25 protein-coding genes are annotated in these 25,383 nt (G+C 57.6%); 17 read left to right on the forward strand and 8 right to left on the reverse strand.

The window, feature by feature from the left end:
• Positions 1-494 precede the first annotated feature (494 nt).
• A complete protein-coding gene (locus QP941_RS02030; RefSeq protein WP_284867819.1) occupies positions 495-704 on the forward strand; it encodes a hypothetical protein in 210 nt (69 codons plus the stop codon).
• Positions 705-856: 152 nt separating this feature from the next.
• Positions 857-1,279 carry a hypothetical protein gene (locus QP941_RS02035; protein ID WP_284791310.1) on the forward strand — a complete coding sequence of 141 codons (423 nt, stop codon included), beginning with the start codon at positions 857-859 and terminating at the stop codon, positions 1,277-1,279.
• Here the strand turns inward: QP941_RS02035 and QP941_RS02040 are convergent.
• Together QP941_RS02040 and QP941_RS02045 are read right to left on the reverse strand one after the other, a co-directional pair.
• Positions 1,276-2,118, reverse strand: a complete 843-nt coding sequence (locus QP941_RS02040) for a hypothetical protein (protein WP_284791309.1) — start codon at positions 2,116-2,118, stop codon at positions 1,276-1,278. The genes QP941_RS02035 and QP941_RS02040 overlap by 4 nt on opposite strands.
• Before the next feature lie 454 nt (positions 2,119-2,572).
• Positions 2,573-2,728: a hypothetical protein gene (locus tag QP941_RS02045; RefSeq protein WP_284867820.1), complete on the reverse strand. Its 156-nt coding sequence runs from the start codon at positions 2,726-2,728 to the stop codon at positions 2,573-2,575.
• A 3-nt stretch (positions 2,729-2,731) separates the two neighbouring features.
• Between QP941_RS02045 and QP941_RS02050 the strand changes: the two genes are divergently transcribed.
• Positions 2,732-2,953 (forward strand): hypothetical protein, encoded by a 222-nt coding sequence (locus QP941_RS02050; protein WP_284867821.1) that lies wholly within the window; start codon positions 2,732-2,734, stop codon positions 2,951-2,953.
• Between the two features lie 46 nt (positions 2,954-2,999).
• Positions 3,000-3,881, forward strand: coding sequence for an LAPAL motif-containing putative phage structural protein (locus tag QP941_RS02055; RefSeq protein WP_284867822.1), 882 nt, complete (start codon positions 3,000-3,002; stop codon positions 3,879-3,881).
• A gap of 584 nt (positions 3,882-4,465) precedes the next feature.
• Here QP941_RS02055 and QP941_RS02060 read toward each other — a convergent pair.
• From QP941_RS02060 to QP941_RS02075, 4 genes are all read right to left on the reverse strand, one after another.
• Positions 4,466-6,673: a YhgE/Pip domain-containing protein gene (locus QP941_RS02060; protein WP_239279384.1), complete on the reverse strand. Its 2,208-nt coding sequence runs from the start codon at positions 6,671-6,673 to the stop codon at positions 4,466-4,468.
• 3 nt (positions 6,674-6,676) lie between these two features.
• Complete coding sequence (locus tag QP941_RS02065) at positions 6,677-9,328, reverse strand: YhgE/Pip domain-containing protein (protein ID WP_239279383.1); 2,652 nt, start codon at positions 9,326-9,328, stop codon at positions 6,677-6,679.
• Positions 9,329-9,546: 218 nt separating this feature from the next.
• Entirely contained in the window at positions 9,547-9,840 is a 294-nt protein-coding gene (locus tag QP941_RS02070) for a hypothetical protein (RefSeq protein ID WP_234447205.1), read from the reverse strand.
• A gap of 183 nt (positions 9,841-10,023) precedes the next feature.
• Entirely contained in the window at positions 10,024-10,707 is a 684-nt protein-coding gene (locus QP941_RS02075; RefSeq protein ID WP_239279382.1) for an IclR family transcriptional regulator, read from the reverse strand.
• Positions 10,708-10,759: 52 nt separating this feature from the next.
• Between QP941_RS02075 and leuC the strand changes: the two genes are divergently transcribed.
• From leuC to QP941_RS02090, 3 genes are all read left to right on the forward strand, one after another.
• Positions 10,760-12,181 carry a 3-isopropylmalate dehydratase large subunit gene (gene leuC / locus QP941_RS02080; RefSeq protein WP_284867823.1) on the forward strand — a complete coding sequence of 474 codons (1,422 nt, stop codon included), beginning with the start codon at positions 10,760-10,762 and terminating at the stop codon, positions 12,179-12,181.
• Between the two features lie 21 nt (positions 12,182-12,202).
• Positions 12,203-12,793: a 3-isopropylmalate dehydratase small subunit gene (leuD, locus tag QP941_RS02085; RefSeq protein WP_284867824.1), complete on the forward strand. Its 591-nt coding sequence runs from the start codon at positions 12,203-12,205 to the stop codon at positions 12,791-12,793.
• A 200-nt stretch (positions 12,794-12,993) separates the two neighbouring features.
• Complete coding sequence (locus QP941_RS02090; RefSeq protein ID WP_284867826.1) at positions 12,994-13,905, forward strand: hypothetical protein; 912 nt, start codon at positions 12,994-12,996, stop codon at positions 13,903-13,905.
• A gap of 104 nt (positions 13,906-14,009) precedes the next feature.
• Here QP941_RS02090 and QP941_RS02095 read toward each other — a convergent pair whose 3' ends face one another.
• The gene (locus QP941_RS02095) at positions 14,010-15,008 is read right to left on the reverse strand and encodes an NUDIX hydrolase (protein ID WP_284867828.1); all 999 of its coding nucleotides are present in this window, start codon (positions 15,006-15,008) and stop codon (positions 14,010-14,012) included.
• 161 nt (positions 15,009-15,169) lie between these two features.
• On the opposite strand from QP941_RS02095, the gene QP941_RS02100 reads away from it, so the two are divergent.
• Both QP941_RS02100 and QP941_RS02105 read left to right on the forward strand, forming a co-directional pair.
• Entirely contained in the window at positions 15,170-16,168 is a 999-nt protein-coding gene (locus QP941_RS02100; protein ID WP_284867830.1) for an NAD(P)H-dependent glycerol-3-phosphate dehydrogenase, read from the forward strand.
• Positions 16,169-16,190: 22 nt separating this feature from the next.
• Complete coding sequence (locus tag QP941_RS02105) at positions 16,191-17,252, forward strand: D-alanine--D-alanine ligase family protein (RefSeq protein ID WP_239279360.1); 1,062 nt, start codon at positions 16,191-16,193, stop codon at positions 17,250-17,252.
• 13 nt (positions 17,253-17,265) lie between these two features.
• Here the strand turns inward: QP941_RS02105 and QP941_RS02110 are convergent, their stop codons facing one another.
• A complete protein-coding gene (locus tag QP941_RS02110; protein ID WP_284867832.1) occupies positions 17,266-18,165 on the reverse strand; it encodes a DUF3515 domain-containing protein in 900 nt (299 codons plus the stop codon).
• Between QP941_RS02110 and QP941_RS02115 the strand changes: the two genes are divergently transcribed.
• Genes QP941_RS02115 through QP941_RS02150 form a run of 8 tightly spaced genes read left to right on the forward strand, consistent with a single transcriptional unit; the run spans position 18,113 to position 25,334 of the window.
• Positions 18,113-19,150, forward strand: a complete 1,038-nt coding sequence (locus QP941_RS02115; protein WP_284867833.1) for a thiamine-phosphate kinase — start codon at positions 18,113-18,115, stop codon at positions 19,148-19,150. The two genes, QP941_RS02110 and QP941_RS02115, sit on opposite strands and share 53 nt — an antisense overlap.
• Positions 19,151-19,152: 2 nt before the next feature.
• A complete protein-coding gene (locus tag QP941_RS02120) occupies positions 19,153-19,791 on the forward strand; it encodes a uracil-DNA glycosylase (RefSeq protein WP_239279357.1) in 639 nt (212 codons plus the stop codon).
• Between the two features lie 10 nt (positions 19,792-19,801).
• Entirely contained in the window at positions 19,802-21,145 is a 1,344-nt protein-coding gene (locus QP941_RS02125; RefSeq protein ID WP_239279356.1) for a DAK2 domain-containing protein, read from the forward strand.
• A 2-nt stretch (positions 21,146-21,147) separates the two neighbouring features.
• Positions 21,148-23,280 (forward strand): ATP-dependent DNA helicase RecG, encoded by a 2,133-nt coding sequence (locus QP941_RS02130; protein ID WP_284867834.1) that lies wholly within the window; start codon positions 21,148-21,150, stop codon positions 23,278-23,280.
• Between the two features lie 19 nt (positions 23,281-23,299).
• Complete coding sequence (locus QP941_RS02135) at positions 23,300-23,512, forward strand: biotin/lipoyl-containing protein (protein WP_005327804.1); 213 nt, start codon at positions 23,300-23,302, stop codon at positions 23,510-23,512.
• The gene (rsmD, locus tag QP941_RS02140) at positions 23,513-24,094 is read left to right on the forward strand and encodes a 16S rRNA (guanine(966)-N(2))-methyltransferase RsmD (protein ID WP_284767381.1); all 582 of its coding nucleotides are present in this window, start codon (positions 23,513-23,515) and stop codon (positions 24,092-24,094) included.
• A 26-nt stretch (positions 24,095-24,120) separates the two neighbouring features.
• Entirely contained in the window at positions 24,121-24,594 is a 474-nt protein-coding gene (gene coaD / locus QP941_RS02145) for a pantetheine-phosphate adenylyltransferase (RefSeq protein WP_204609255.1), read from the forward strand.
• The gene (locus tag QP941_RS02150) at positions 24,591-25,334 is read left to right on the forward strand and encodes a sulfite exporter TauE/SafE family protein (protein WP_179386437.1); all 744 of its coding nucleotides are present in this window, start codon (positions 24,591-24,593) and stop codon (positions 25,332-25,334) included. The genes coaD and QP941_RS02150 overlap by 4 nt, the downstream gene beginning before the upstream one ends.
• The last annotated feature ends 49 nt before the right edge of the window (positions 25,335-25,383 follow it).

The following is a 25,383-nucleotide window of genomic DNA, read 5'->3' on the forward strand; positions in this document are numbered from 1 at the left end:
CGTATGCCCGCTCAGAAGCGTCTCGTGGACATGTATCCCGACTGGCCCAAAACCGATCCTGCAGATGCGCGCAACGAGGTTCATCGTCGCTTGGTCCTGATGGCGAAGAACGTACAGATGCAGGCTGGTAAACATGGCTCTGTTCGCTATGTGGCGGAGTGCTCGCAAATCTCGCGCACGATGACGACTCGCTTCGTGCGCGGCGAGTCGATCCCATCATGGCGATTGAACAATTCGTCGAGACTAGCGTGTGGCCGGTACGAGAGACCTCAGCTGCGCCCGTCGAGTTGCCTAAGGGATCCTGGACCCGGTAGACCGGCAGGTCATACTTACTACCTCGAAACTAAAGAGAGAAATGGCCAGCGAACATGGCCTTCGAAACCTACCAACCCTCCACCATCCCCAACGAGCGCTGGGAAGCGATTCGCGATTTCACAGTGACCCTTGGGCAGCAATACCGCGACCTCCACCTCGAGACTGCCTACAACCGCTACATGCCTGTCCTAACGTGTCTGGTCGATGTGGTGTGCAACAGGGACGGCTATGAGCAAGACATTGAGGTCGTGCTTGACGTTGAGACGATCGAGATGATGATCTGCGATGAGCTAGACGCTCTCTCCGCTCATTCACGGGGCGTGTGCAAGACCACGCTGCGTAGGTTCGGGGAAGCGCTCAACCCGAGCTGGATTGGGCAGACGATCTAAAAGAAGCACGCTCGTACGACCTCACAACCGCCGTACACCCAGCTGAGATCACAGACGTACTCGATTGGTGTGTAGACACGGACGAGATCATCAGCTGCGAGCGGCGCAAGATTGTGGGGCTGGGGTTAGTTGCAGGGTTGACGAGCCGACAAATGAGTGGGCTGAAGTGGTCAAGTGCCGAGGCTGATGAGCGGGAAGTGCTCATCCAACTGCCCGACCGCACGATCCCCGTCACGGCTCGCTGGGTCTACCTTCTCGACCTAGACAAGGCGGGGCGAGATGGGTACATATTGCGCCCCAAAGTGACGAGCCGAGAGCCTGATGATGTGACGGGCAGGACGGCACGCAACAAGGTCGAGTCAGCAATGCGGCCTGATATTCGCAGACTCAAAGCGACATGGAACGTGGACTTGGTGAACCGCTATGTGCTCGATGCGTTTATTTGTCAAGCGGCGAGGATCAGGACGTTGAGGCGCAACGAGCAGTACCGCCCAGACCTCGGAGATAAGGATTTAGTGGCGGTGCGGGGGCTGTTTCATGGAGACAGACGTGGCGAGGGCCTGCGGGTGGTTTAAGGCGCGGGAGCGACGTTGTTTTCGGTCATCCAAGCTACGAACTCATCACGGATGGATTTGCGTATGCCTAGCAACATGTCGAGGTTAGAGTACGCAGTAGCAGTCATTGTCGTATCTCGATAGTTGAAGAAGGAGCGTGCAGCGTAGTCAGCTGCTGCTAACGCGTCTAAGACGAAGCGAATCGTTCGGAGCTCTAACGGCAAAGGGTTATACATGACGTAATTGCTGTGCTTGTAGGCTGTCCAAGCATGCTGGTGCGTATATGCGCTCGTCTCCTTGTACATCCGGTAGCCGCCCAAGACTTTAAGCGTTTCACGTACTAGGGCGGTATTGCTAGGGAACTCAAATTTCGTCCCACGGTGCCGGGCCGTGTGGACCTTTGTTGCTTCTTTGAGTCGGGGGAATACACCTGGAACGAGGTCACGCTCCTTTTCATAATGAATCTTGTCTGTGACCGCTCGCATGGCCCAGAAGCATCGCTCGGTCGGTTCAAATGCATTTAGGTATGCGATCTGCGCACTGGTCTCGATTGCTGCACGAGTAATGGGCGCGATGGTCACGGGGCTGACGAAAGGACCATCGAGAAGGTTATTGACTGTGTAGAGCCACCCTCCAACGAGGTCTGCAGACCCACCGGTTATCTCTTCGCCGATGAGAGCAACGTTGTAATCCTCGGCTTGGAAATACTCGTTGATTCCTTGCTTTTCTTCCGCTGTGAGACTGAAGTTGGCTTGGCCTATCGTCTGTATATTTTGAGCTGTTTCTCGACACAGCCTTGCTAATGCCGGAAACCAATAGTCAGGGAAGGGGCGAGAATAATTGGCGTGGGTTTGCATCATGTCGAATAGGATAGTTGGAGGAGTGGACTCCGAACTTGGGGGTTCATGGCGCAGAACCTCAACATTCCTGGCCTGAATTTCCAATACCGCTTTTGACACCAACCCCGTTCTGTTGACTCGCCTGAGCGGGGTTCGCTGATCCTGCTCCCATTCGTCATACTTGTTCCTGTCCCTACGACGCAGGAGAGCAACAACTGACTCCCTATTCACATCAGATTGCTACTGGATCATTGGAGCCGAGACCAAAGCCGCAATCCCACAATCAGAGCTCCCGCCCGACGTCGTTGCGATGATCGACCTTGTGGCAGCTCGCAGGTACTGGCCTTACCTCCCTTAGGTGGATCTTGACGCTATGGATCAACACCACCCAGGAGCCAAGCTACTTATCACTGACCTGAATAGCGCTTTGCACAACGAGTGGGACATGCTCGGCGGCTGGACGGGGCTTTACGAGTTAGGTCATGTCCTGCTGATCGTTGAGGGTGTCACGGCTGAGGTTGAACATTGAGAGTTGGTTTCCTTTTGCAGCGGCATCATCGAGGATCTGTTCCTGTGGGCCATGAACGATGAGCGGTCGGCGATGGAAGTCCGCAAGGTGCTCAAGGAGCATGGGGTGCAGGATCCCGAGGCCCTGTTAGCGTTCCCGTATGACCCAGCTGGTCTTGCTGACGGCGAACTGGAGATGTGGCACTCGGAGCTGCGGCGGAACTACTTGCATTGGCTTATTCAGAATGCCGTGGCAGCGGAGATGGAAGGGAATAAGTTACCGGCGTGGCAGGTGACGGGGTACGCGGCGGTAAGGGAGTGGCTGATGGGCGTGATTGATCATGAATAGTTGTGCGTACAGCTCGTTCCAAGCGTGTACCCGTTAGTATATTTCCATGTCTGAAGAGTCTTTCCTGCTGAAGTACGATGGCGCACGTTTGCAGTTCGAGCCGATGTCGGTCGCAGAGATCGGTCCCGTCTTCTTGGCGTTGGACGAACTCGTTAAGGCTATCTACCGCAACGTCGATCCACTGTCCGCTGAAGTACCTGAGCTGGAGATCGTTGGAGTCGAGCAAGGCTCGTATTCGGTCTACTTTGATATTGGAAGTCAGGCTCTTGATGGGGTTCTGAACTGGGCCTCGGATCCGAAAGCCAACACTGCAATCACCCTTGCGGGTGGTATTGTGACTGTCAAAGAGATCATCGGCTGGGTCATGAAGGCTCTGTCAAACAAAGCCGCAATGCAGGAGCAAACAGAAGTTCCATATCCAGATCTTCGTGAGAACTTGCAACTTGAAAGGCTAGCTGATGCACTCTTAGCAAAGTCTCGAGGGCGCAAGAATGTTGCAGCGATCGTAAAGCCGACTCTTGAACCAGGGATTGAAACAGTAGAACTCGCCGGCTCTCGCAGCGTTGAAGTGCACATCAACGAAGAAGAGGCACGGAGAATGGTCAAATACGCGGAGACGCTTCCAGAGCCAACAGCTCAAGTTGTGACCGTCTCGGCTCGCTTTGCCACGGCGAATCTCATTGAGCCTCTTAAGCGCAAATGGCGAATTGAGACCGCAGAGTTTGGAACGATATCCATTCGTATGCTTGACGAAGAGTTTGCAGCTCTCGTTAGCTCGGGCGAAGCGAACCTTGCGAAGACGTACGACATGCGGATCCGCATAGAGACTCAGGTCGGACCGGACGATGAAGAGAAGACGAGCTATGAGCTGTTGACCGTATGTACAGACGATGGCGAAACTACTGAACAGATGGAGTTGGAACTCTAGACTGTGAGCGAAGTGACTCGTGGATTAGTGAGCATCCTCGCTGGGTGAGAACGCCGAGGTAGTTCTCTTGCCGTGGTGCAAGCTCTGAAATTCTGTGGTGCAGGGGTATTAGCAGGTCAGACGTTCTGGCTGGTGGGGGAGTTTCGTGAAACCGCCCAACGGAAAGCTGCGAGCCACATGGCTCGCAGCTTTTTCTTTACCTAAGACCTGTGCGGTCTAGCGGCTTGTAGGACAGGTCTCGATGTCCAAGGGCTAACCATCCTGCCCACGGGACGGTATGGGAGCTGGGGTAAAGCGGGGCGCAGACTCCCGTAGCGGTGCTTCAGTAGGGACTCAGGTATGCCGTAAGTGGCTACGCGTACGCAGGCTGCGTTCGAGGGAATCCCTTAAGGAGGAATCTAGACCTAGCGATAGGAAAGGTATCCGAGTCCTTGTTAGCGGATGGATATGCGGCTTTCTCAGCCGCTTCTAGGTCTTTCGGGCACTAGCGTGGGACCCGACCATGAAAGAAGCCCACCAAGCCGTGAAAAAGGGCTTGGTGGGCGGTGTAGGAAGGGCGGAAGGGGAGACGTCGCCAAGCGAGGCTACGCCATTACCTTTGTCTTCTTAATCGCCTTCTTGAGGCGCTTGTGATAGGCATCCATAGCGCGGCGGAGAATGAGGCCGACGATGAGTGCGGGGATGGTAAATAACAGTAGCATGCCCAACTCGCGCCATATATCGCCGTGGTAGATGCCCGCAATGGCGCTGCGGAAAGCATCAATAGCGTACGTCGCTGGCAGCCACGGGCTCACGTTCTGGAACCACTCAGGCAGCAGGGGCAGCGGGTACGCGCCGCCGGAGCCAGAGACTTGTATCACGAGCAACAACACCGCCAAGGCCTTGCCGGCACTATCGAGTGTGATGACAAGTGAATAGATGATCAACATAAACACCAGGGAGACTATCCATGCAGCGAACATGAGCATGAATGGGTGCGCGGGCTCGATCTGGACGAAGAAGATAAGGCTGAGAACCACCAAGGTGGCCTGCGCGAGGCCAACTAGGCCGAGTGTGGCAAAGCGACCGAAGAACGCTTGACCACGGGTGAATTCGCTCTCGTCGTAATTGCCGTTCTCGTCCTTGCGCAAGTATTTACGCTCGGCGTTGGTATGCACCAGCACGCATGCCAGAAGGGCCCCTACCCACAGCGACAAAGCGAGGTAGAACGGCGTCATACCCACGCCAAAGGCAGCGACAGGGTAGACCGGCTGGCGGTCTACAGCCACGGGAGCGGCAATGCGGGAGGCGAGCAGTTCTGGATCGTTGCCGACGATATCCGCTAGCTTGTCTAAATCGCCGCCACGGCGCACCTCGTCGATTTTTCGGCCCATGTCAGCAAAACGGCCGCTTTGCTCCCGCAGGGTGCTGGCAAGGCTGGCGGTGGTATCGCGGGCGCGCGCCAGGCTTTGCTGTGGCGACCCCTCCTTCTGGGAGACCGAAGAGCGAATGCCTGCGATGTCCTGCTTGACAGCATCAATATCGTCCGCGACCACCGAGACGCTCTGGTTGAGCTGGTCTAGCTGCGGCTTGAGGTTCTCGTTATAGGAATTGCGTGCCTTTTCAGCAGCCTGCTTGGCATTGGCGATGGCACCCTTGGTGCGCTGTCGGGAGTCTTGGGACGTGCCACGGCCTTGCTCAAGGTCATCGGCGGTAGATACCAGCGAATCATGCAGCGCGTTGCTCTGCGCAATGGAGGCATCAATCTGGCCCATCATCGCCTTATATCCACCCGCGACTGGAGCTGGTAGAGCTACCTTATCGGCTTGGTCCTTGAGGGAAGCGCGAACTCCCTCAAAGGCCTTTGTCTGCTCGTCTACACGCTCAGCTGCGGTGCGGTAGGTCTGCGCCGTTTGTGCGCTGGTGGTGCTTGCATTATCGAGCAACTCATCAACCTGGGCAGAGAGCGCATCGTAGCTTTGCGTTGTAGCCGCCAAGGAAGCGTCGAGTGAGCCAGCCGAGTCATTGAGGGTAGAGCGCAGAACGTCGATGGGGTTTTCGCCTTGGTCATTGTCGGTCTCCGTAGCCTGGCGGCCAGCCTCGGCGAGGATATTGTCCGCAGCCTGCGTAAGCGGCAGGGTGGAGTCGACCAGATTGCTTAGTGCACCTACGGTGCCAGCCGCAGCATCGAGGCGAGTGCTGACGTTATTGACGCGGTTGTGCAGGTTATTGAGTGCAGTCTGGGTATCGTCCTCATTAAGGTATTTATCAAAATCCGAGACGACGCCAAGGCCGACATTGGATACCACGCGGGTGAAGGACTCGTTGATTTTCTGGATGACGCCGTCCGCACTCTTTTGCGTGATGATGGTAGACAGCGCATTCTTCTTCTCATTGGTATAGAGGTTGAGCTTGCTTGGCTCGGTTCCTTCTACATAAAACGTGAGCAAATCCGCGCTGAAGTCCTTGGGCAGAACAATGCCGGCATAGTATTCGCCAGACTTCGTTCCTTCGACGGCATCGGCGCTATCAGTAATGACCCAATCGATATCTTGATTGCGGCTGAGCTGTGAGAGCACCTTATCGCCCAAATTCAGTTTCAGGGAGGCGAGGTCGCTTTCGTGGCCTTCATCCTCGCTGGCCACAGCGATCTTGAGTTGGTCGGTATTAGAAAAGGGATCCCAGCTGGCCAACACGTTGAAGGAGGTGAAAAGCAACGGGATGATGGCAAGGCCAAAGATGATGACCGCGGTCATTACATTGGTGCGAATGGCGTGGAGGTCATCGCGGAGAATGGTCAGGATGTTTTTCATGACTTACTCGCCTCCCTTTCCGGAGCCATCGCCATCAACGGCGGGCATTTCCTTGGTCTCGCTGGCATTAGAAAATGTGGATTCCTCGTCTAAGTCCTCTAGGAGGTAGCGGTTTGGGTGTTCCTGTCGGTGCTCGAGGTGCTCCTGGATTTCCTCATCACTGAGATCCGCCAGGCGGCTATCGTGCGCGATGCTCTGCTTGACGTACTCAAGGGAGCAGATAACGCCCACCGCAATGAGCGTCACCAGGCAGGCCAGGCCGAAGATGATGGCCTTTTCTTCAGGGTTAATGCGTGAGTAGATGCCCAAAGCGACGACTAACGCTAGGCCTACCGCGACGGTAATCTTCATCAGCTGGGAGTAATTCCTGCGGGCCATGCTCCACTTATCCTCCAAGCTTTGTTGGTACGCCTCGCGGTCATTCAAGGCATAGAGGAGGTCGGTAAAGCGGTACCGGCTGCCGACCAGGTGGACCTGCTCATTGATAACGAGACCGCCCTTATGCAGTTCGTCATTGACCAGCATGTTGACGTTGGACAGGCCGCGGCGCATCACAGTACCGATGAGGTAAGCGATCGCGGCCATGCCGATGAGCGCGGCAAGGTCGCGCGCATAGTGGTTGCCGTAGAAACCACCGACGGTCTCGCGCATGGCATCGATGCCGTAGGTAAAGGGCAGGAATGGATGCACCGCGCGGAAGAAGTCCGGCGTCATCTCAATGGGGTAGAGGCCGGATGCGCCCGGAATCTGGATGAAGGCGAAGACCACCGCGATGCCGCGGCCTACGTGTCCAAACGTAGAAACCAAGCTATAGGTAATGCTCAGGTAGCACAGGCCCACGATGACCGCGGTAGCGACGTAGGCCAATGCATTGGCATGTTCAACACCAATGGCCAGGTTGCCGATGGACACGATGAGTGCCTGGGCAATGGCAAAGAAGGAAAGCAAAAGGAAGCGGGCAAGGTAAGCCTTGGTAATGGTGAGGTCCTTGCGGCCCTGCGGGTCTACCTCAGCACGGAAGATGATGAGCAGCATGAACGCGCCGATCCACAGCGTGAGGTTGATAAAGAGCGAGGACATGCCGGAACCATAGTGCTTTACAGGGAATACGGCGTGGCTTTCCATCTCCGCAGGGGAGGCAAGGAAGGAAGACACCTCATCGGTGTTAAGGCCCTTGACAGACTGCAAAATGGAATTGTTATTGGCAGTATTGCTCAGCGCAATCACGTCGCTGCGGGAGGCACGAAGCCCCTCCTCAATACCGTCGAGGTCCACAGAAAAACGCTCAACTACTTGCTGGGCCTGGCTTAGCTGCTCGTCGACGCCGCCCAAGAGCCCATCGGTTTGCCCGACCAGTGCCTGCTGGCTTTCGAGTGAGGCGGATAGCTTTCCGGTGGTAGCGGTGACGGCGGAAAGCGCAGCGTTGAGCTTGGGTAGGCCTTCGGCTACATTATCGCGCAGCGCGTGGGAATCATCGCGCGTTTGGGCGGCCATCTTTTCCAACATGCCCGTGGTCTTATTGAGCGAATCGATGGTGTCGTTCGTATCGCCGTTGAGAGTATCTAAGTCACCGAGAACGGCCTTATTTTGGTCATTGCGTTCGCGGAGTTCTCCTACCTGATCCTTAATCTGTTGGGAAACCTGCGGGGGCAGGGCCGGTGAAGCCGCAAGCTTATCGAGCTGATCGATAGCCCGATCAGCTTCACCGACGATTCCAGACGCGCCAGCGGATGCGGCAGCAACGCGGTTGAGGGCGCCGCGCAGTTTGCCGGAGACCGAGCCCACGGTGGCATTGGCGGAGGCGGTGCCGTCCGCCATAGCGGTCGTGCCTTCTACGTAGGCAGCGGTGGCATCGTCCGAGAAAGAAGTGACTTCCCGCTGGACCTCTGCGGTTATAGCGTTCAGCTCATCCAAGGCGGTCTGGGCATCGTCGAGGGTCTTTTGCACCGTGCCCAAAGACTCGCGGGCTTGCGCGATAGTTGGGCGCGCATCCTCGATGGTGGAATGCACGTCAGCAAGTTGGCTGCGGGAGTTAGCTACCGTATCTGCGGTCTCTGAAAAAGAATCCGCGGTCTTGCTTGCGGTACTGTTAATCTTCTGGCTCAAATCGCCACCGGAGTTCTTTAGCTCCGTAGCCACCGAATCCGCTACCTGCTCCTTGAAGGTCGAGCTGATGGTGGTGTCTAGTGTCGAAGCGCCAGTATCAGTAATCTTCGGTGCAATGGCGTTGAGCTTCTCATTGACGTGATATTCCAGCGTGGGCTGAGAATAGGTACCTTTAAAAAGGTTCACGAAATCGGCCGAGAAGTCTTCGGGGACAATCACCGAGGCGAAGACGTCACCCTTCTTAACGGCGTCTTCGGCTTCCTGCCTGTCCATGAACTGCCAGCCCAGCTCGTCATTGTCATGCAGCTTGTCAATCATCTGCCCGCCAACGTCTAAGTGGCCAGTCATCTCCGAGGATGCGCCTTTGTCCTCATTAACTACGGCGACCTTGAGGTGTTCTGTGTTTCCGTATGGGTCCCAGAAACCGGAGATGTTTACCCAAGAATACAGGGCTGGGGTGATCATCAAACCAATGAGGATCACCCAGACCTGCGGGGTCCGCCACAAGCGGACAAAATCTTGAAGAAAAATCTTCCAACTAGTAATCACTCGAAAAACCGTAGCACCCAACCGGAAAGAACTAATAGTCTGACTGTCATTTTAAACAGAAATGAGAGAGCGCGTCCCGCCGAGCTTGCAGATATGTTTCTGGTGTGAATTTCGGGGAGGATTTCAGCAGTAGGGGGTGGGCATAGAGAAGGCCGCCTGGGCCCATAGTTGAAGGGGTCCAGGCGGCAAGCGGTATGGGGCTATGCCTCGATAAGCGCTTAGTGCTCGTCGTAGTGATCGCCGTGGGCGGCGTGGCGGTGGCCGTCGTGCAGGTAGTCCACGTGGTCGCCGTGCGGGATCGCTACGTGGCCGCAGCCTTCACCATGGGTGTGGTCGGCGTGCGCCTCGGCTTCAACGTGCTCGGTGGTCTCGCACTCGTCCCAGTGGCCATCATGCTCACGGTGAATGTGGCCTTCGTGGAGGTAGTCGGTGTGGTCGCCGTGTGGGAAGGAAACGTGGCCGCAATCGGCGCCATGGGTGTGGGTATGGTCTTCGTGGGTGGTGTGGGTCATGATGCCTGATCCTCTCTGGTGGGGGGAAGCCCCGTTGTTTTCAGTGTGTTTTCATTAAACCGCATTTTCATTTCGGTTTCAATAGGCGTGGGCGCGTTTCTCTGATTTTTCTGGTTTGGGAAATAAATCGGCCCGCCTCCTTGGGGTTAGGTGGAGGCGGGCGTCGTAAAGCTAGGGAGGGCCTTAAAGGAGATTGCTCAATTCGCGTGCGGCGGAAGTGAGAATGTCGGCGTATTTCTGGGCCGGGGAAGGTTGGAAGCGCTCGGCAGATCCGGAAATCGACAATACTGCGAGGAAGGTGCCGGAACCATCGAAAACCGGCGCGGAGATGGAGGCTAAGCCGGCTTCGCGTTCCTCAATAGACTCGGAATAACCTTGGTTTCTGGCCGCCTCAATGTCTGCTTGGGTAAACGAGGCGTTATCGGTATTAATGTCTACAAATGCGGCAATGATGCGCGCGGCAGAGCCGGAGCTAAGCGGTAGCTGGCGCCCGACTGGTACGACGTTGTGGAGGCCGGATTCCGGCTCCTTAGTGGCAATGCAGGTGCGGGTATTTCCAGTGACTTCGTAGAGCTGGATGGATTCTCCGGTGTGTTCGCGCAGTTTCTCCATGATTGGTCCCGCTGCCTCGAGGAGGTGGTCGCGGTTGCCGGGAAGGGCAGGGCCGGCCTTCCACTTTCCATCGGGGGTGCGAACGAGGATGCGGTGTGCCTCGAGCGCGGTGGCCAATCTATGTGCCGTCGCCCGAGGTAGCCCCGTGGTTTCGCATAATTCATTGAGGGTGGAGGGGTGGTTGGCGGCGGCCATCATAATGGCCATTGCTCGATCCAACACCTTAATTCCGGAAACTGCGCTATACTCTCCCATACAATGAAATCTACGTCCCAACTCATGAGATTTCAAGTGTGGAGAGATGTTTATGAACCAGAAGCTGACATTGGCAGAAAAAGTGTGGCGCGATCACGTCGTCCAACACGGCGATGCTGGGGCACCAGACCTCATCTTTATTGACTTTCAGCTACTACATGAAGTTACCAGTCCGCAGGCATTTGATGGCCTGCGGCTGGCCGGCCGCACGTTGCGTCACCCTGAGCTGCACTTGGCCACCGAAGACCATAACGTTCCCACGCAAGGCATCAAGACCGGAAACCTCTTGGAAATCAAGGATGAGGTTTCACGCACCCAGGTATCGACCCTGCGCAAGAACTGCGAGGAATTTGGAGTGCGCTTGCACTCGATGGGTGATGCCCAGCAGGGCATCGTGCACACGGTTGGCCCGCAGCTGGGCATCACCCAGCCAGGTATGACAATCGTGTGTGGCGACTCGCATACTTCCACGCACGGCGCCTTTGGATCTATCGCCATGGGTATTGGCACCTCTGAGGTAGAACACGTCATGGCTACGCAGACGCTTTCTTTAAAGCCATTCAAGACCATGGCTATTGAGGTGACTGGAGAGCTGCAAGAGGGCGTATCTGCCAAGGACCTCATTTTGGCCATTATCGCCAAAATCGGTACCGGTGGCGGGCAAGGCCACATCATTGAATACCGCGGTGAGGCCATTCGCAAGATGTCCATGGAAGCGCGTATGACGATGTGCAATATGTCTATTGAGGCAGGGGCCCGCGCTGGGATGGTCGCTCCCGATGAGACGACTTTCGAGTATGTCAAGGGGCGCGAGTTCGCTCCCACAGGAGCAGACTGGGATGCTGCAGTTGAGTATTGGAAGACGCTTCCCACGGACGAAGGCGCAGAATTCGATACCGTCGTGGAAATTGATGGCTCCTCGCTGACCCCATTCGTTACCTGGGGAACCAATCCTGGGCAGGGCCTTCCGTTAGGGGAGAAGGTCCCAGATCCGGAAGACTGTGGTGACGACAATGAAAAGGCCACTGTGGAAAAGGCCTTGCAGTATATGGACCTGCAGCCAGGTACTCCACTGCGTGATATCAAGATCGATACCGTCTTCGTCGGGTCCTGTACCAATGCCCGCATCGAAGACCTGCGCGCTGCGGCCGACGTGGTGAAGGGACGCACCATCGCTGCCGATACGCGGATGATGGTCGTGCCGTCCTCCGCCGTGGTCAAAGCCCAAGCGGAGGAGGAAGGCCTCGACGAAGTCTTCCGAGAGTTCGGCGCGGAGTGGCGTACCGCCGGCTGCTCGATGTGCTTGGGTATGAACCCAGATCAATTGGCTCCGGGCGAGCGATCCGCCTCCACCTCCAACCGCAACTTCGAGGGCCGTCAAGGTCCTGGTGGGCGCACGCACCTTGTCTCCCCGCAGGTGGCTGCCGCAACTGCCGTGACCGGCTACCTGTCTAGCCCTGCAGACCTGGATTAAGGGCTTAGAAAGGCATTGACAATGGAGAAATTTATTACCCATACGGGAACGGGCGTGCCCCTGCGCGCTTCCAATGTGGATACTGATCAGATCATCCCCGCGCGCTACTTGAAGTCGGTTAAGCGGACCGGTTTTTCTGAAGGCCTATTTTCCAATTGGCGCTCCGATGACAATTTTGTGCTCAACCAGGCGCAATTCAAGGATGGCTCGGTGCTTTTTGCGGGTAGTGATTTTGGCACCGGCTCCTCCCGGGAGCACGCAGTGTGGGCGTTGAGTGAATACGGCTTCCGCGCCGTGTTTTCTTCCCGCTTTGCAGATATTTTCCGCGGTAACGCTGGAAAGTCTGGACTGCTTACTGGGTTGATGGAGCAAGAAGATATCGAGCTCATCTGGAAGCAGCTCGAATCTGGAGAAACTCAGGTCACCGTGGACCTGGAGGCTCGAACAGTCACAGTGGGTGAAAATACCTACCGCTTCGATATTGATGACTACACCCGTTGGCGGTTGATGGAAGGGCTGGATGATATCGGCATTACGCTCCGCAACGAGGATGCAATCGCTACGTACGAATCGCGTCGCCCCAGCTTCAAGCCTGCTGTTCACGCCCAATAACAGAAGAATCGATGGCGATCGGCGGGCCGGCGGTGCCCCTACAGTCCTAAAGGCGAAAGGGCTGTAGGGGTGCCGTGCGTTCATACGTGAACCTTAAGCTTTCGCCTTGGGGTAGAGGTGGGGGTACAACTCGGTAACGTATAGGTAACAATTGCTTTCTCCAGTTTCCCGCAACACAGTAGCACCCTAGCTTTAGACTTATGAGCAATCCCTATTCGAATAATGATTCCTTCAATTCAGGAAACAACGGTGCAGAGCACCCTGGAGCCGGCAATGAGTCTGCATCTCGTGGGCACGACGCGAATGGCCAGTCTGGCTACGGGCAACAGCACTATGGTCAACAGCAGTTCGGCCAGCAACAGTATGGACAGCAGCAATACGGCCAACCCGGATATGCCGGAAGCCCGTATCCGGGAGACGATTCCCTGTTTGGCCGAGACGTAGATGCCATTCAGGTAATCGGCGATAGCTTCCGCTATTTCGGCCGCAATTGGGCGCAGTGGATTTTTGGTCCACTGATCCAGGGCGTAGTGATGTTCATCCTCTATTTAGTGTTGATTGCGGTCCTAGCGGGCAGCGGATCATCCATTGATGCCCTAGCCAACAGTAGCTCGGGGTCTGATGCTGCTCTTACTGGCGGGCTGGTCGCGGTGATGGTTCTTGTCTTTATTGCGATGTTCCTCGTGATGATTTGGGCATATAGCACCTGGTACCAGGCCGCCAATAAGCAGGTGGATACCGGCACTCTGCAGATAACGGACTTCCTTAGCTTTAAGAATATCGCCGGACTCATGGCGGTCTATGTGCTGTCGTTCGTGGTTGTTATTCTAGGCTTTTTCCTCCTGATTATCCCGGGCCTCTTTGCTGCCTTCTTCTTCACGTGGATGCCGGCCGTCAAGGCCGCACGCCCAGAGCTATCCGTGGGCGAAACCTTTGGTGCATCCATCGAGGTAGCAAAGAAGAATGTTGGAGTGACCATCTTGGTGCTCGTCCTAATTGCCGTCCTGTACGCCGTGCTGAGCTTTACCATCGTCGGCATCATTTTGTTCCCGGCGCTGAATACACTCATTACGGTCCTCTTTGTCCGCCGCACCCTTGGACTGCGCGGCTAGAAAGCTGCGTAGTCGCACAATAGGAGTGCACAGAAGGCCCTGCCGGTCCACCGAATCAGGTGGCAGGCAGGGCCTTAGTAGTAGCGTGCGGAAGAGCCGAGCAGCTAGCGCACGGGCAGCGGGCTAGCCAGGTAGTCGGCACCGGTGAGCTCGCCGTCGTTAAAGGACAAGACCCATACAGAGGCCTTCTTAAACTTCAGCTTGTCCACGGGCTTCTTGAGGAACTTTGGTGCGAGGTCTTCAATGATGCCAGGAATGGTGGCGCCCTGGCTTACGATGACGGGAACGCCGCCTTCGTTGACCACGCGGCGGAAAGCTTTCTTGGCTGCTTCTGGGTCGTTCTCCCAGGCCTCGTCGCCAAAGTTTTTGTTGATGGAAATGTCCTTGCCTAGTTCGTCGGCGAGCGGGGCAGCCGTCTGCTGGCAGCGCTGGGGCAAGGCTGAGTAAATCGCGGTGGGGTGGAAAGCACTCAGCATCGGCACCAGCATCTCTGCTTGGCGGCGGCCCTTCTTATCCAGTGGCCGCAGGTTGTCATCGCCTTGCCAGCTCACCCTCTCATGCGCGCGTGCGTGGCGCACATAGAGCACGCGGGTAGCGGGCGCGATGCGTAGGCGCTTAGCCGCCTTGGCCACTACCGCGGTATCAACGTCGTAGGACAGGAGGTCTTGCGCTTCATCGATGGGCAGCCACCGTAGCTCATCGGTTTCACTATTGGCGGAATAGGTTCCGCCCAGGTACTTGGCCACCCAGTAGTAGACCACCTTAGTGCGGCCTTGGACTGGGTACGTTACCTTGCCGATGAGCTTGCCTAGACGCACGCTAAAGCCGGTCTCCTCCAGGATTTCCCGGGCCGCGGTAGTGGGCAGGGATTCGCCGGGATCGACCTTGCCCTTGGGCAGGGACCAATCATCGTAATGGGGGCGGTGAATGAGCGCGATTTCTGGGTCCTGCGGGGAGCCGCGCCAGATTACGGCGCCGGCGGCAAGGGTAGTGCGGTGGAATTCCTTGGCGGGGTCCACCGGGATTTCCTGGTGGCGGCCGGAAATAAACTCCTCGTGCTGCTGATCCTTGTCGGTTTCGTGCATCTTTTTAATATTGGGCATCGTCTGCCTCCACGGGGCCTTTCCACAGTAATTGGGTTTATAAGAACAACGTCTAAGGGCCCATTGTCCCACGGGTTAGGCGCGTTGTGCATCCTTGCCCCACGGGGGACGGGCATGCTTTAAGGTTGGGGTTATAGATTTGCACGTTTGGAGGAGACACCATGGTTAATGTTGCCGTGATGGGTGCTGGTTCTTGGGGCACTACCTTGGCCAAGGTCTTTGCGGACGCCGGAAATGACGTTCGCCTGTGGGCGCGCCGCGCGGAATTGGCGCAAGCCATCAACGAGACCCACACCAATCCGGACTATTTGCCGGATACCCGGCTCCCAGCCGCAGTGAGGGCCACCCACAATGATGCGGAAGCTCTGGCGCTTGCCGACGTCGTCGTGTTCGGCGTTCCCTCCCAAACCTTGCGCGCCAACGTGGAAAAGTGGGCGCCGCACTTGCCGGAAGATGCCACCTTGGTCTCCATTTCTAAGGGTGTAGAGACCGCCACGCTCAAGCGCATGAGCGAGGTCATTATGGATGCGGCGGGCGTGCCAGAAGACCGCGTGGCGGTACTGTCTGGCCCGAACCTGGCCAAGGAGATTGCTGCCGGCCAAGTGGCCGCAACGGTGATTGCCTGCTCCGATGAAGACCGCGCTCAGCGCGTGCAAGCAGCGGTCGCCGCGCCGTACCTGCGGCCCTACACCAATACCGACGTCATCGGCGCAGAAATCGGTGGCGCCTGTAAAAATGTCATCGCCTTAGCCTGTGGTATCGCCTCCGGCAAAGGGCTGGGCAATAACACCATGGCCACCATCATCACCCGCGGTTTGGCGGAAATTACCCGCCTGGGCGTGGAGTTGGGGGCGGATCCATTTACTTTCTCCGGCCTCGCAGGCATGGGCGACTTGGTGGCAACATGCACCTCGACACTCTCGCGCAACCGCACCTTTGGCTACCGCTTGGGTCAAGGCGGCACGATTGAAGAGGCCAAGGCTGCGACCAATGGCCAGGTCGCGGAGGGCGTCTACTCCTGTGACTCCATCTATCGCCTCGCCCAGCAGGCCGGAGTTGAGATGCCTATCACGCACGCGGTTTATGGCGTGTGCTACGAGGGTATGGCGGTGGAAGATATGATCATCGCTTTGATGGGTCGGTCCAAGAAGTCGGAGTAGGTCGAGGGTAAAATCTGCGGGCATGACTGAAAAGACCCGCGTGGCCGTTATCTATGGCGGCCGTAGCACCGAGCACTCCGTATCCTGCGTATCCGCAGGCGCGATCATGAACCACCTCGACCCAGAGAAATTCGAGGTGGTGCCCATCGGCATTACCCGTGAGGGCACGTGGACGCCCGGCACCACTGAGGGGTTAGAAATTGTCGATGGTGTCATGCCGGAGGTCAGCCCAGGTGTAGAACTGACCCTTTCTCTTGATCCCAATGCCAGGGGACAGTTCCACAACGTCACCGATGGCACGCTCTTCGCAGAGGTCGACGTGGTATTTCCCATTCTGCATGGCCCCTTTGGTGAGGACGGCACGGTCCAAGGACTCTTTGAGCTTTCCGGCTTGCCCTATGTAGGCCCAGGGGTATTGGCTTCCTCGGTGGGTATGGACAAGGAATTTACCAAGAAGGTGCTGGCGGCCGCAGACCTGCCAGTAGCACCCGAGGTTATCCTCAAAGGCCGCACCGAGCTAAGCGAGGACGAAAAGCAGCGACTAGGCCTGCCCGTCTTTGTAAAACCCGCACGCGGTGGATCCTCCATCGGCGTATCCAAGGTCACTACTTGGGAGGAGTTTCCCGCAGCCGTTGACCTCGCCCTGGAAGATGACGAAAAGATCCTGGTGGAGCCGGAAATCGTAGGCAAAGAGGTAGAAATCGGCGTACTTCACTATGCCGATGGCACCTTGCTGGCCTCCGTCCCAGCGCTGCTCGCCGGTATCGATGATTCCGATGAGGGCTTTTATGGCTTCGACACCAAGTACCTCGACAATGTGGTCACCGCCGAAATCCCTGCACCTTTCGCACCTGAGCTGACCGAGAAATTACGAGGCATGGCAATCCGCGCCTTCGAGGCCCTCAACTGTGAGGGTCTGTCCCGAGTCGACTTCTTCGTCACCGAGGACTCCGTGTACATCAACGAGATCAATACCCTGCCGGGCTTTACCCCGATCTCCATGTACCCGCAGGTGCTCGCGGCTTCCGGGGTGGAATACTCGGCGCTGCTCGAGGCGCTTATCGAGCAGGCCCTAGCCAAGTAGGCCCGAGCGCTGCCTACTTTTCGGTCGTGTGCTCTGCGAGCACATCGCCGAGTTCCACGAGTGCCGCTTGTGCGGCATCTTGTGGGGCGTGTAGCGCAAGGTAGTCTTCGCGGCCGAGGGCAAACCACGTGCCTGCGGTCGTGCCATGGGCCAAGGTGGTGTCCTCGAACCACGGAATATCGTTAACCTGCTGGAGCTTGACTCCGGCGCGATAGTTCTCCGGCTTGGCTACGCCGCATCGCGCAACGATGTCTTCGCGGCCATCGGCGCTCCACACATAGGTATTCTCTTCTTCTACCTCGCGGCGGCTGTATCCCTCAGCCACCGAATCGGGCAGGGCCTTGTCCACCTCGGCGCACATCTGGTCATCGCCCGCCTTGAGCGCCTTGAGTGGCGCCTCGTGCGCGGTGGCTGGCCTTTTCTCGAGGGACGAAAGGGCGTCGTTCAGCTCGCCCGGCTCTGCATCAGTGGAGGCGGTCACCGCGACAATAGGGAAACGCTGCGGCGCATACCAGGTGGTGAGGTTGGAGCCAGGGGTGGCATCGCGCACCTGGAACCACTGTTCGCCCTCTACGTCCTGGGTCTGGGAGTACTCGGTGTACTGGAAAGGCATATCCACGCCACAGCGCACGGTGACCTTATCGTCTGAAGTAGCGGCCCAAGCTGCGACACCGGAAGGCACGGGTTCGGCAATATCTGCACGTTGCTTATCCATGACCTCATCCGGAAGGGCGTCGATAAAGCTGCGGCAGGCTTGCGAGTCTGCTTCCTTAGACTCCACGGGGGAGACCGCCACGGGTGCTTTGGCGACGTTATTGAATACGTATTTTGCGCCGAAAAGGACCGCCAGAACCATCACTATGGACAACCCAAGTGAAATGAAGATCGCGGTGCGGTTAAATTGGGATGTCATAAGGGCTCATAGTATCGAAAGGAAGCTGGTGAACTTAACTCAGACTCTCGCAGATGTGGGAGAACGCGCCGCTATCCGCGAAATTACCTCCGTGGCCTCCAGTGGGCTCAATGGAGACGATGCCGCGGTTCTGCCCAGTGCGCCGCCGAATTCCCGCACCGTGGCGGCCACCGATTTGATGGTGGAGGGACGTCATTTCCTGCGCGAGTGGTCTACCCCGCGCGAGATTGGCAAGAAGGCCATCTTGCGCAATTTTGCCGATGTGGAAGCTATGGGTGCCCGCCCGGTTGCCGCCCTCCTTGCAATCGCCGCGCCAGGCGATACCCCGGTGCCCTTCGTGCGCGGCATTGCCGAGGGAATTGCGGAGCATAGCTCTTTCTATAACGCCGAGTTGGTAGGCGGCGACCTTACGAAGTCCGATCTCTTGGTCATCAATATCACGGCCGTAGGCTTCCTCGGCGGCAGCCTTCCTGCCTTGACCTTGGACGGGGCGCGGGCAGGCCAGCAGGTAGTAGCGCACGGCAAGATCGGCCACTCGGCCGCCGGCTTGGCCTTGTTGGAGCGCTTTGGCCGGAACCTTCCTGCAGGGCATGAGCACCTGCAGCCGCTTATCGACGCCCACTGTGCCCCCTGGCTCAACCCCGGCCGCGGCGTCATTGCCCGTGCCGCGGGGGTGACCGCAATGACCGATAACTCAGACGGTCTGATTCAAGACTGCACGACGATGGCCGAGCACTCCTGCGTGCACATGGACTTGGATCCGCAGGCCTTGCAACCGGAAGAATTGCTGTGCCAGGCCGCGGATCTACTCGGCTGCGATCCCTGGGAATGGGTACTCAGCGGCGGCGAAGACCACACTCTCATCGGCACGACCGCAAAGGAAGCACCCTCGGGATTCCGAAAGATTGGCACCGTAACCCGCGGCTTCGGGGTTACGCTGGGAGGCACTACACCGAGCTATCAGAAAGGCTGGCTGAGTTTTTAACCATGCATCCCACTTACCACCCTTCCTGGGAACCGGTGTTGGCGCCGGTAGTAGAAAGCCAATGGCCACAGATTTCTCACGCTCTTGAGGGACAGGACTATTTGCCCCCGGCGGAGGACGTCTGCCGTGCGTTGCAGATGCCGCTGGACGAGGTCCGAGTGCTCATCGTGGGCCAAGACCCTTATCCCACCCCAGGACACGCTATGGGCATGGCCTTTTCCACCCGCCCAGGTGTGAAACCGCCGCGTTCCTTGGTCAATATTTACCGCGAACTGCACGATGATCTGGGTATCAACGGCCGAGAGGATGGTGACCTGAGCGCCTGGGCGGACCAGGGAGTGCTGCTGCTTAACAGAGTGCTTACCGTAGCCCCAGGCCAAGCCGGTTCGCACCGCCGCATCGGTTGGGAAGAGATCACAGAGGCTGCCATTCGCGCGCTCAACCGCAGCCCCATGGTAGCGATTCTCTGGGGCCGGGATGCGCAAGCGTGTGAGCGCTTTCTTCCCGACGTCCCCTGTATCAAGTCCCCACACCCCTCACCGCTTTCTGCCAGCCGCGGCTTCTTTGGTTCTCAGCCCTTTTCCCGGGCAAACGCCCTTTTGCGGGACCAAGGCGCACAGGAAATAGATTGGCGCTTGTAAACTATTGCGCATGTCCTACCCCAGCACGCTGGATTCCCACGGAATGCGCAATTGGGCCACCCGCGCCGTGGGGGAATTAGCCCATCGCCGCGATGAGATCAACGCGCTCAATGTCTTTCCCGTACCGGATTCCGATACGGGCTCGAATATGGCGCACACTATGGAGGCAGCGGTAGCGGAGCTCGACAATGGTGGCGATGTCGCCGATTCACTCGCGCTCGGGGCGGTGCGTGGTGCCCGCGGGAACTCGGGAATGGTGCTGTCTCAGGTTCTGCGCGGCATTGCCGAGTCAACTGTGGACTCAGTTATCGACGGTGCTGTCTTTGCCCGCTCCCTGCAGCATGCCGTGGAGCTGGTGGACCAGGCTATCGCCGAGCCGGTGGAAGGCACAGTTATTACGGTCTTGAAGGCAGCAGCCGAGGCTGCCGACGACGCTGCAGCGCAATCAGGCGCAACCTTGCACAGTATTGTCAGCGCCGCAATCGCTGCCGCGGAAACGGCCCTCGAGCGCACTCCTTCGCAATTGCCAGCCCTGCGCGAGGCAGGAGTGGTGGATGCTGGCGGCGCTGGTCTCGTTATCCTCTTAGAGTCTCTGCTCGCAGAAATCGAAGGATCCACCGGGCACACAGGCCTGCCCGAAACGGAGCCGGAAACTGAACTGGAAGTGGTCTTTTTCTTCGAGGGAGATTTAGACACGCTGCAGGTAGCAATTGAACCGTTGGGAGACAGCCTCGTTATCGCTCGGGCCACCGAGGACAGCGCTAATGTACATATCCACTCCTGGCGGGCAGGCAGGGTCATTGAAACCGCCTTTGGTATAGGAAAGGTATCCAACCTGCACCTTGAGGTGTTGCCTGCTCACACCGAATCTGCCTCCGAAGCACCGATCGCTCGCCGGGTAATTGCTGCCGCACCGGCCGGGCCTATCAGCGATCTTCTGGCATCTGCGGGGGTGAGCGTTGTGTCACCGGATGATCCCATTGCGGCGGAAGAGGAGGACATCGTCCTTGCTACCGGTTTGAGTTCGGAGACCAGCGCCGGGCGAGTAGTGCCCGCGCAGTCTTTGGCTGCAGCTCTGGCTGCGATTTCCGTCTATGAACCGGATAACCCAGATACTGGTGCCGTCGTTGCTGCCATGCGTGATGCTGCCAAGTCCATGCGAGTGGCTTACCCAAGCCAGGAAACCCCGCAGTCAATCATTACCACCTGCCGCGATCTCTTAGCAGAAGGCGGTGAGCAGGTCACAGTCTTAAGCGCCCTTGACCTGGACCAGGAGGACCTAGCTCAACAGCTTCGCGTGGACGTTATGGCACTGAAAGTACCGGATATCGCAACCGAAATCGGAGTGGAATAGCAATGCTCGGCTGGCAGGACAACCGCCCTTTGACAGAGGTGCTTGCGGCGAAGGACGCCGCGAAGATTACCAAAGCGCTGGGGTATGAGACCTGCGGCGAGCTCTTAGCTCACTATCCCCGAGACTATATCCGCCACAACAAGGACGTCGGCCTAGGAGACGCTGCGGAGGGCGATATCGTCACGGTTACCGGAACCATTACCGGATTCACCCGCCATGACTCGGGCAAGACCACCATCATCAATGTGCAGCTCGATGGCAGCATCGTTGCGACTTTTTTCAATGCCAATTACGTGATGCGGATGTTGCACCGCGGACAGCGCGTCATGATGAGCGGCAAGCTTAAGTTCTTTCGCAACCAGCCGCAGTTGCAGCAGCCGGACTTTGTAGAGATCGATGCGTTTGGCCGCCCCGATGGCGAACTGGATGATTACCGCCAGCCAGCGGCCGAATCCGGCAAGAAGCAACGCCCAAAAGCCACCGGCTCGCTGCGGAACCTGTCGCAGTTTGGCAGGCTCGACCAGCTCCTCTTGGAACGTGAATGGATACCGGTGTACCCGGCCACGTCCAAGGTGACCTCGTGGTACATCATGGGCGCCATCCACTACGTCCTATCTAAGACTCCGCCGATTGCGGAACCGCTGGATTATCAGATGATCATCAGCCTCGATAAGGCAGTGCGGGAAATCCACGAGCCCGGGAAAGCGGGCCCGTACCGTGCGATTCAGCGGCTAAAATACAACGAGGCGCTGTCCATAGGTTTGGTGATGGCATTGCGCCAGCGAGATGCCGAAGCCCGGACCGCTTCTACCATGCCGGCCACCCTAGGCGGCTATCGCGAAGAATTGCTGAGCCATCTGCCCTTTGATCTGACCGAAGGGCAGCGTCGCGTCATTAGCGAGATCGAAGACGATCTGGCTCGTCCGCTGCCCATGATGAGGTTGCTGCAAGGCGAGGTTGGCTCAGGCAAAACCATGGTGGCTACCTGCGCTATGCTGCAGGCTGTCGACGCAGGAACGCAGGCAGCACTGCTGGCGCCGACGGAAGTACTCGCCTCCCAACACGCTGCCTCCATCGGGACCTCGGTTCCCGAAGGCGTCAAGGTCGTACTCCTGACCGGCTCCATGCGAACGGCGGACAAGCGGCAGGCTTTATTGGATATTGTCTCAGGTGACGCGGACATCATCATTGGAACCCATGCGATTATCCAAGACACCGTGGAGTTCTTTAACTTGGGATTGGTCGTCGTAGATGAGCAACACCGGTTCGGTGTAGAGCAGCGCGATAGCCTGCGGTTAAAAGCACGTGAAGGCCTCAGCCCCCACGTGCTGGTGATGACAGCAACACCGATTCCGCGCACCATTGCGATGACCGTCTTTGGTGACCTCGCCGTATCAACGCTGACAGAGCTGCCCGGTGGTCGCAAACCTATTCAGTCAGCAGTGGTGGCCGAGTGGCGGCCGACCTGGGTGCTGCGCGCACTCGAGCGGATACGCGAGGAGGTTGCCCACGGCCATCAGGCTTATATCGTTTGCCCGCGCATTGAAGGCAAAGGCGGAGTTCTAGAGCTTGCACAGCAGTTAGAAAACGGTCCCTTCAAGGGACTACGGATTGCCATTTTGCATGGGAAGATGCCCAATAAAGACGAGGTAATGACGTCATTTGCTAGGGGAGAGATCGATATCCTGGTCTCTACCACGGTCATTGAGGTGGGCGTGGATGTTCCCAATGCCACGGTGATGCTCATTCGCGAGTCCGAGCATTTCGGCGTTTCCCAGTTGCACCAGTTGCGTGGGCGTGTGGGACGAAGTGGCAATGCCTCCGTCTGCCTTTTGCACACGACGGCAGCCGATAACACTCCGTCCTTCCGTCGTATCACTCAGATCGCCCAAACGTCCTCGGGTTTTGAACTAGCCGAGCTTGATTTGCGCCAGCGCCAGGAGGGAGACATTTTGGGCACCATGCAGTCCGGAACGCACCGCACATTGCGGCTACTGAACTTGGCGGATGACCAAGACATTGTGGAGCGCACCCACACGGATGCGCGTGCCATGGTGATGCGCAATCCCGAGTTGGCTGAGGAACTCACGCGCAATTTGAGCGAAAGCGAACAGGAATACTTGGAGAAGAACTAAGACGGGTTAACCTAGAAGCATGAAAATTTACGCCCCCTTCGCGGGCATCGTCCGCTGCCATGTGAATGTGGGAGACACTGTTGATACCGGAGTCCCGCTTGCGACTGTCGAAGCCACGAAGCTCGAGGCTCCCGTAGAAAGCCCGGGACCAGGAAAGGTCCACCGTATTGTGGTCTCTGACTTTAGTGATGTGGTGGGCGGAGACCTTTTGATGGAGATTGGAGAAGCATAAATGACGCGCATTATTGCCGGCGAAGCCCGCGGCCGCACCATTAAAGTGCCCGCAGAAGGAACTCGGCCTACCGCAGATCGCGCCCGCGAAGGGCTGTTTTCATCCCTCACTGCACGGTGGGGCTTTGCTGGATCTTCGGTGCTCGACCTTTTTGCCGGCTCTGGTGCCCTAGGCCTAGAGGCGGCGAGCCGAGGGGCAGAGGAAGCAGTACTGGTGGAATCTTCGGCCGATGCGGTAAAGATCATCCGGCACAATATGGGCGTCGTCAAGCATCCCGGCGTGCGTGTGCAAGAGATGAAGGTAGGCACTTACCTCGCTAGTGCCCCGCGCAAACACTTCGATCTGGTCCTGGCGGACCCGCCGTACGCATTCGACGAGGTGGATGCACTCATTGCTGCCATCGAACCAGTGCTTACCGACCGCGCAATGGTAGTAATTGAGCGCCACGTTGATTCCGCGGATACTGTGTGGCCTGCTGGTTTTGAGCCCACCGGCCAAAAGCTTAAGAAGCGCACCTTTGGCATCGCACGCATGGATATGGCGGTTTATACCCGTCCCGGCAGCGAAGACGCCGAAGACTAAACCCCTGAAAAGAAAGCGAAAGTAGCATGACTAAGGCCGTCTGCCCTGGATCCTTCGACCCCGTCACCTTAGGTCACGTCGATATCATCAATCGCGCTAACCAGATGTTCGATGAGGTCACTGTGTTGGTTACCGGTAATCCCGACAAGCCCTCTGGGCTTTTTAGCGTGGAGGAGCGTATGGAACTTATCCGCCAGAGCGTGGATTCTTCCATCAAGGTGGATTATTGTTCCGGGCTGTTGGTGGACTACACCACGGAGCATGGGGCAGACGTCCTAGTGAAGGGACTGCGTAGCTCTCTGGATTATGAATATGAGCTGCCCATGGCGCAGATGAACCGGCGCCTTTCTGGAATCGATACTGTCTTCCTGCTCACGGACGAGAAGTACGGCTATATCAGTTCCTCGCTGTGTAAGCAGGTAGCTAAGTTTGGCGGCGACGTAACGGGTATGTTCCCCGAGCCTGTAGGTCGTGCGGTAAAGGAGAAATACCGGCAGTGAGCCTCGCACTGGTTATTTTCCTCGTCGTTGTCGTTGGTTCGACTCTGCAACGGGTATCCGGAATGGGGCTCGGCCTCATCGGCGGCCCCATCCTCATGCTCATTATGGGGCCGGTCGAAGGCATCCTGGTGATCAACGTTCTGGCCTGCATAAATGCGATACTGACCACCTATTCCGTGCGTGAAAATGTGAGCTGGAAAAAGTTCGGCCTGATCGCCCCAGTTATGGTGATTGGCTCCTTGGCCGCGGCGTTGCTCATTAGGCGCATGGACACGGCAGGGCTCATGATCGTGGTGGGCGCTGCGCTTCTGGCTGCATTAGCCGTAGTGACATTTGGAAAGAAGTTTGTCCCGCCGATGGAGGGCAAAGGCCCTGCCATCTCCGCGGGTATTCTCGGCGGCTTTACCAATACCTTGGCGGGCGTGGCCGGCCCGGTTATTACCGTCTACGCCCAGGCGGCAAAGTGGCCCCAACATGTTTACGCAGCTACGCTGCAGCCGATTTTTGTCGTAGGCGGATTCTTTTCCGTGATGACCAAGACGCTAACTGGTGCGGCCCACTTTGATGGTCTGCCTTGGGTGATGTGGCCCGCCGGAGTCTTAGGTATGTTCGTCGGCATTTGGGCCGGCACCCGCATTGCTCGGCGTGTTCCACGAGAAAAGGCCCGCGTGCTCTCGCTCAGCGTTGCCGGGTTGGGCGCGGCCAGCGCACTGATTCGGGGCATTTTGACGCTTTCGTAGGCGAGTGAGCGACGGCAAAGCCCGCCGGTCCTCTTCGCGGAAGACGGGC

It is taken from the genome of Corynebacterium sp. MSK150 (genome assembly GCF_030229215.1).
In the GTDB taxonomy this organism is placed as follows: Bacteria; Actinomycetota; Actinomycetes; order Mycobacteriales; family Mycobacteriaceae; genus Corynebacterium.

Bases quoted from the DNA above. Each gene is read 5' to 3' on its own strand.
- QP941_RS02030 (WP_284867819.1), top strand. From the start codon at position 495: ATGCCTGTCCTAACGTGTCTGGTCGATGTGGTGTGCAACAGGGACGGC.
- QP941_RS02035 (WP_284791310.1), top strand. From the start codon at position 857: ATGAGTGGGCTGAAGTGGTCAAGTGCCGAGGCTGATGAGCGGGAAGTG.
- QP941_RS02040 (WP_284791309.1), bottom strand. From the start codon at position 2,118: ATGATGCAAACCCACGCCAATTATTCTCGCCCCTTCCCTGACTATTGG.
- QP941_RS02045 (WP_284867820.1), bottom strand. From the start codon at position 2,728: ATGCTCCTTGAGCACCTTGCGGACTTCCATCGCCGACCGCTCATCGTT.
- QP941_RS02055 (WP_284867822.1), top strand. From the start codon at position 3,000: ATGTCTGAAGAGTCTTTCCTGCTGAAGTACGATGGCGCACGTTTGCAG.
- QP941_RS02060 (WP_239279384.1), bottom strand. From the start codon at position 6,673: ATGAAAAACATCCTGACCATTCTCCGCGATGACCTCCACGCCATTCGC.
- QP941_RS02070 (WP_234447205.1), bottom strand. From the start codon at position 9,840: ATGACCCACACCACCCACGAAGACCATACCCACACCCATGGCGCCGAT.
- QP941_RS02075 (WP_239279382.1), bottom strand. From the start codon at position 10,707: ATGGGAGAGTATAGCGCAGTTTCCGGAATTAAGGTGTTGGATCGAGCA.
- leuC (WP_284867823.1), top strand. From the start codon at position 10,760: ATGAACCAGAAGCTGACATTGGCAGAAAAAGTGTGGCGCGATCACGTC.
- leuD (WP_284867824.1), top strand. From the start codon at position 12,203: ATGGAGAAATTTATTACCCATACGGGAACGGGCGTGCCCCTGCGCGCT.
- QP941_RS02090 (WP_284867826.1), top strand. From the start codon at position 12,994: ATGAGCAATCCCTATTCGAATAATGATTCCTTCAATTCAGGAAACAAC.
- QP941_RS02095 (WP_284867828.1), bottom strand. From the start codon at position 15,008: ATGCCCAATATTAAAAAGATGCACGAAACCGACAAGGATCAGCAGCAC.
- QP941_RS02100 (WP_284867830.1), top strand. From the start codon at position 15,170: ATGGTTAATGTTGCCGTGATGGGTGCTGGTTCTTGGGGCACTACCTTG.
- QP941_RS02105 (WP_239279360.1), top strand. From the start codon at position 16,191: ATGACTGAAAAGACCCGCGTGGCCGTTATCTATGGCGGCCGTAGCACC.
- QP941_RS02115 (WP_284867833.1), top strand. From the start codon at position 18,113: ATGGACAACCCAAGTGAAATGAAGATCGCGGTGCGGTTAAATTGGGAT.
- QP941_RS02110 (WP_284867832.1), bottom strand. From the start codon at position 18,165: ATGACATCCCAATTTAACCGCACCGCGATCTTCATTTCACTTGGGTTG.
- QP941_RS02120 (WP_239279357.1), top strand. From the start codon at position 19,153: ATGCATCCCACTTACCACCCTTCCTGGGAACCGGTGTTGGCGCCGGTA.
- QP941_RS02125 (WP_239279356.1), top strand. From the start codon at position 19,802: ATGTCCTACCCCAGCACGCTGGATTCCCACGGAATGCGCAATTGGGCC.
- QP941_RS02130 (WP_284867834.1), top strand. From the start codon at position 21,148: ATGCTCGGCTGGCAGGACAACCGCCCTTTGACAGAGGTGCTTGCGGCG.
- QP941_RS02135 (WP_005327804.1), top strand. From the start codon at position 23,300: ATGAAAATTTACGCCCCCTTCGCGGGCATCGTCCGCTGCCATGTGAAT.
- rsmD (WP_284767381.1), top strand. From the start codon at position 23,513: ATGACGCGCATTATTGCCGGCGAAGCCCGCGGCCGCACCATTAAAGTG.
- coaD (WP_204609255.1), top strand. From the start codon at position 24,121: ATGACTAAGGCCGTCTGCCCTGGATCCTTCGACCCCGTCACCTTAGGT.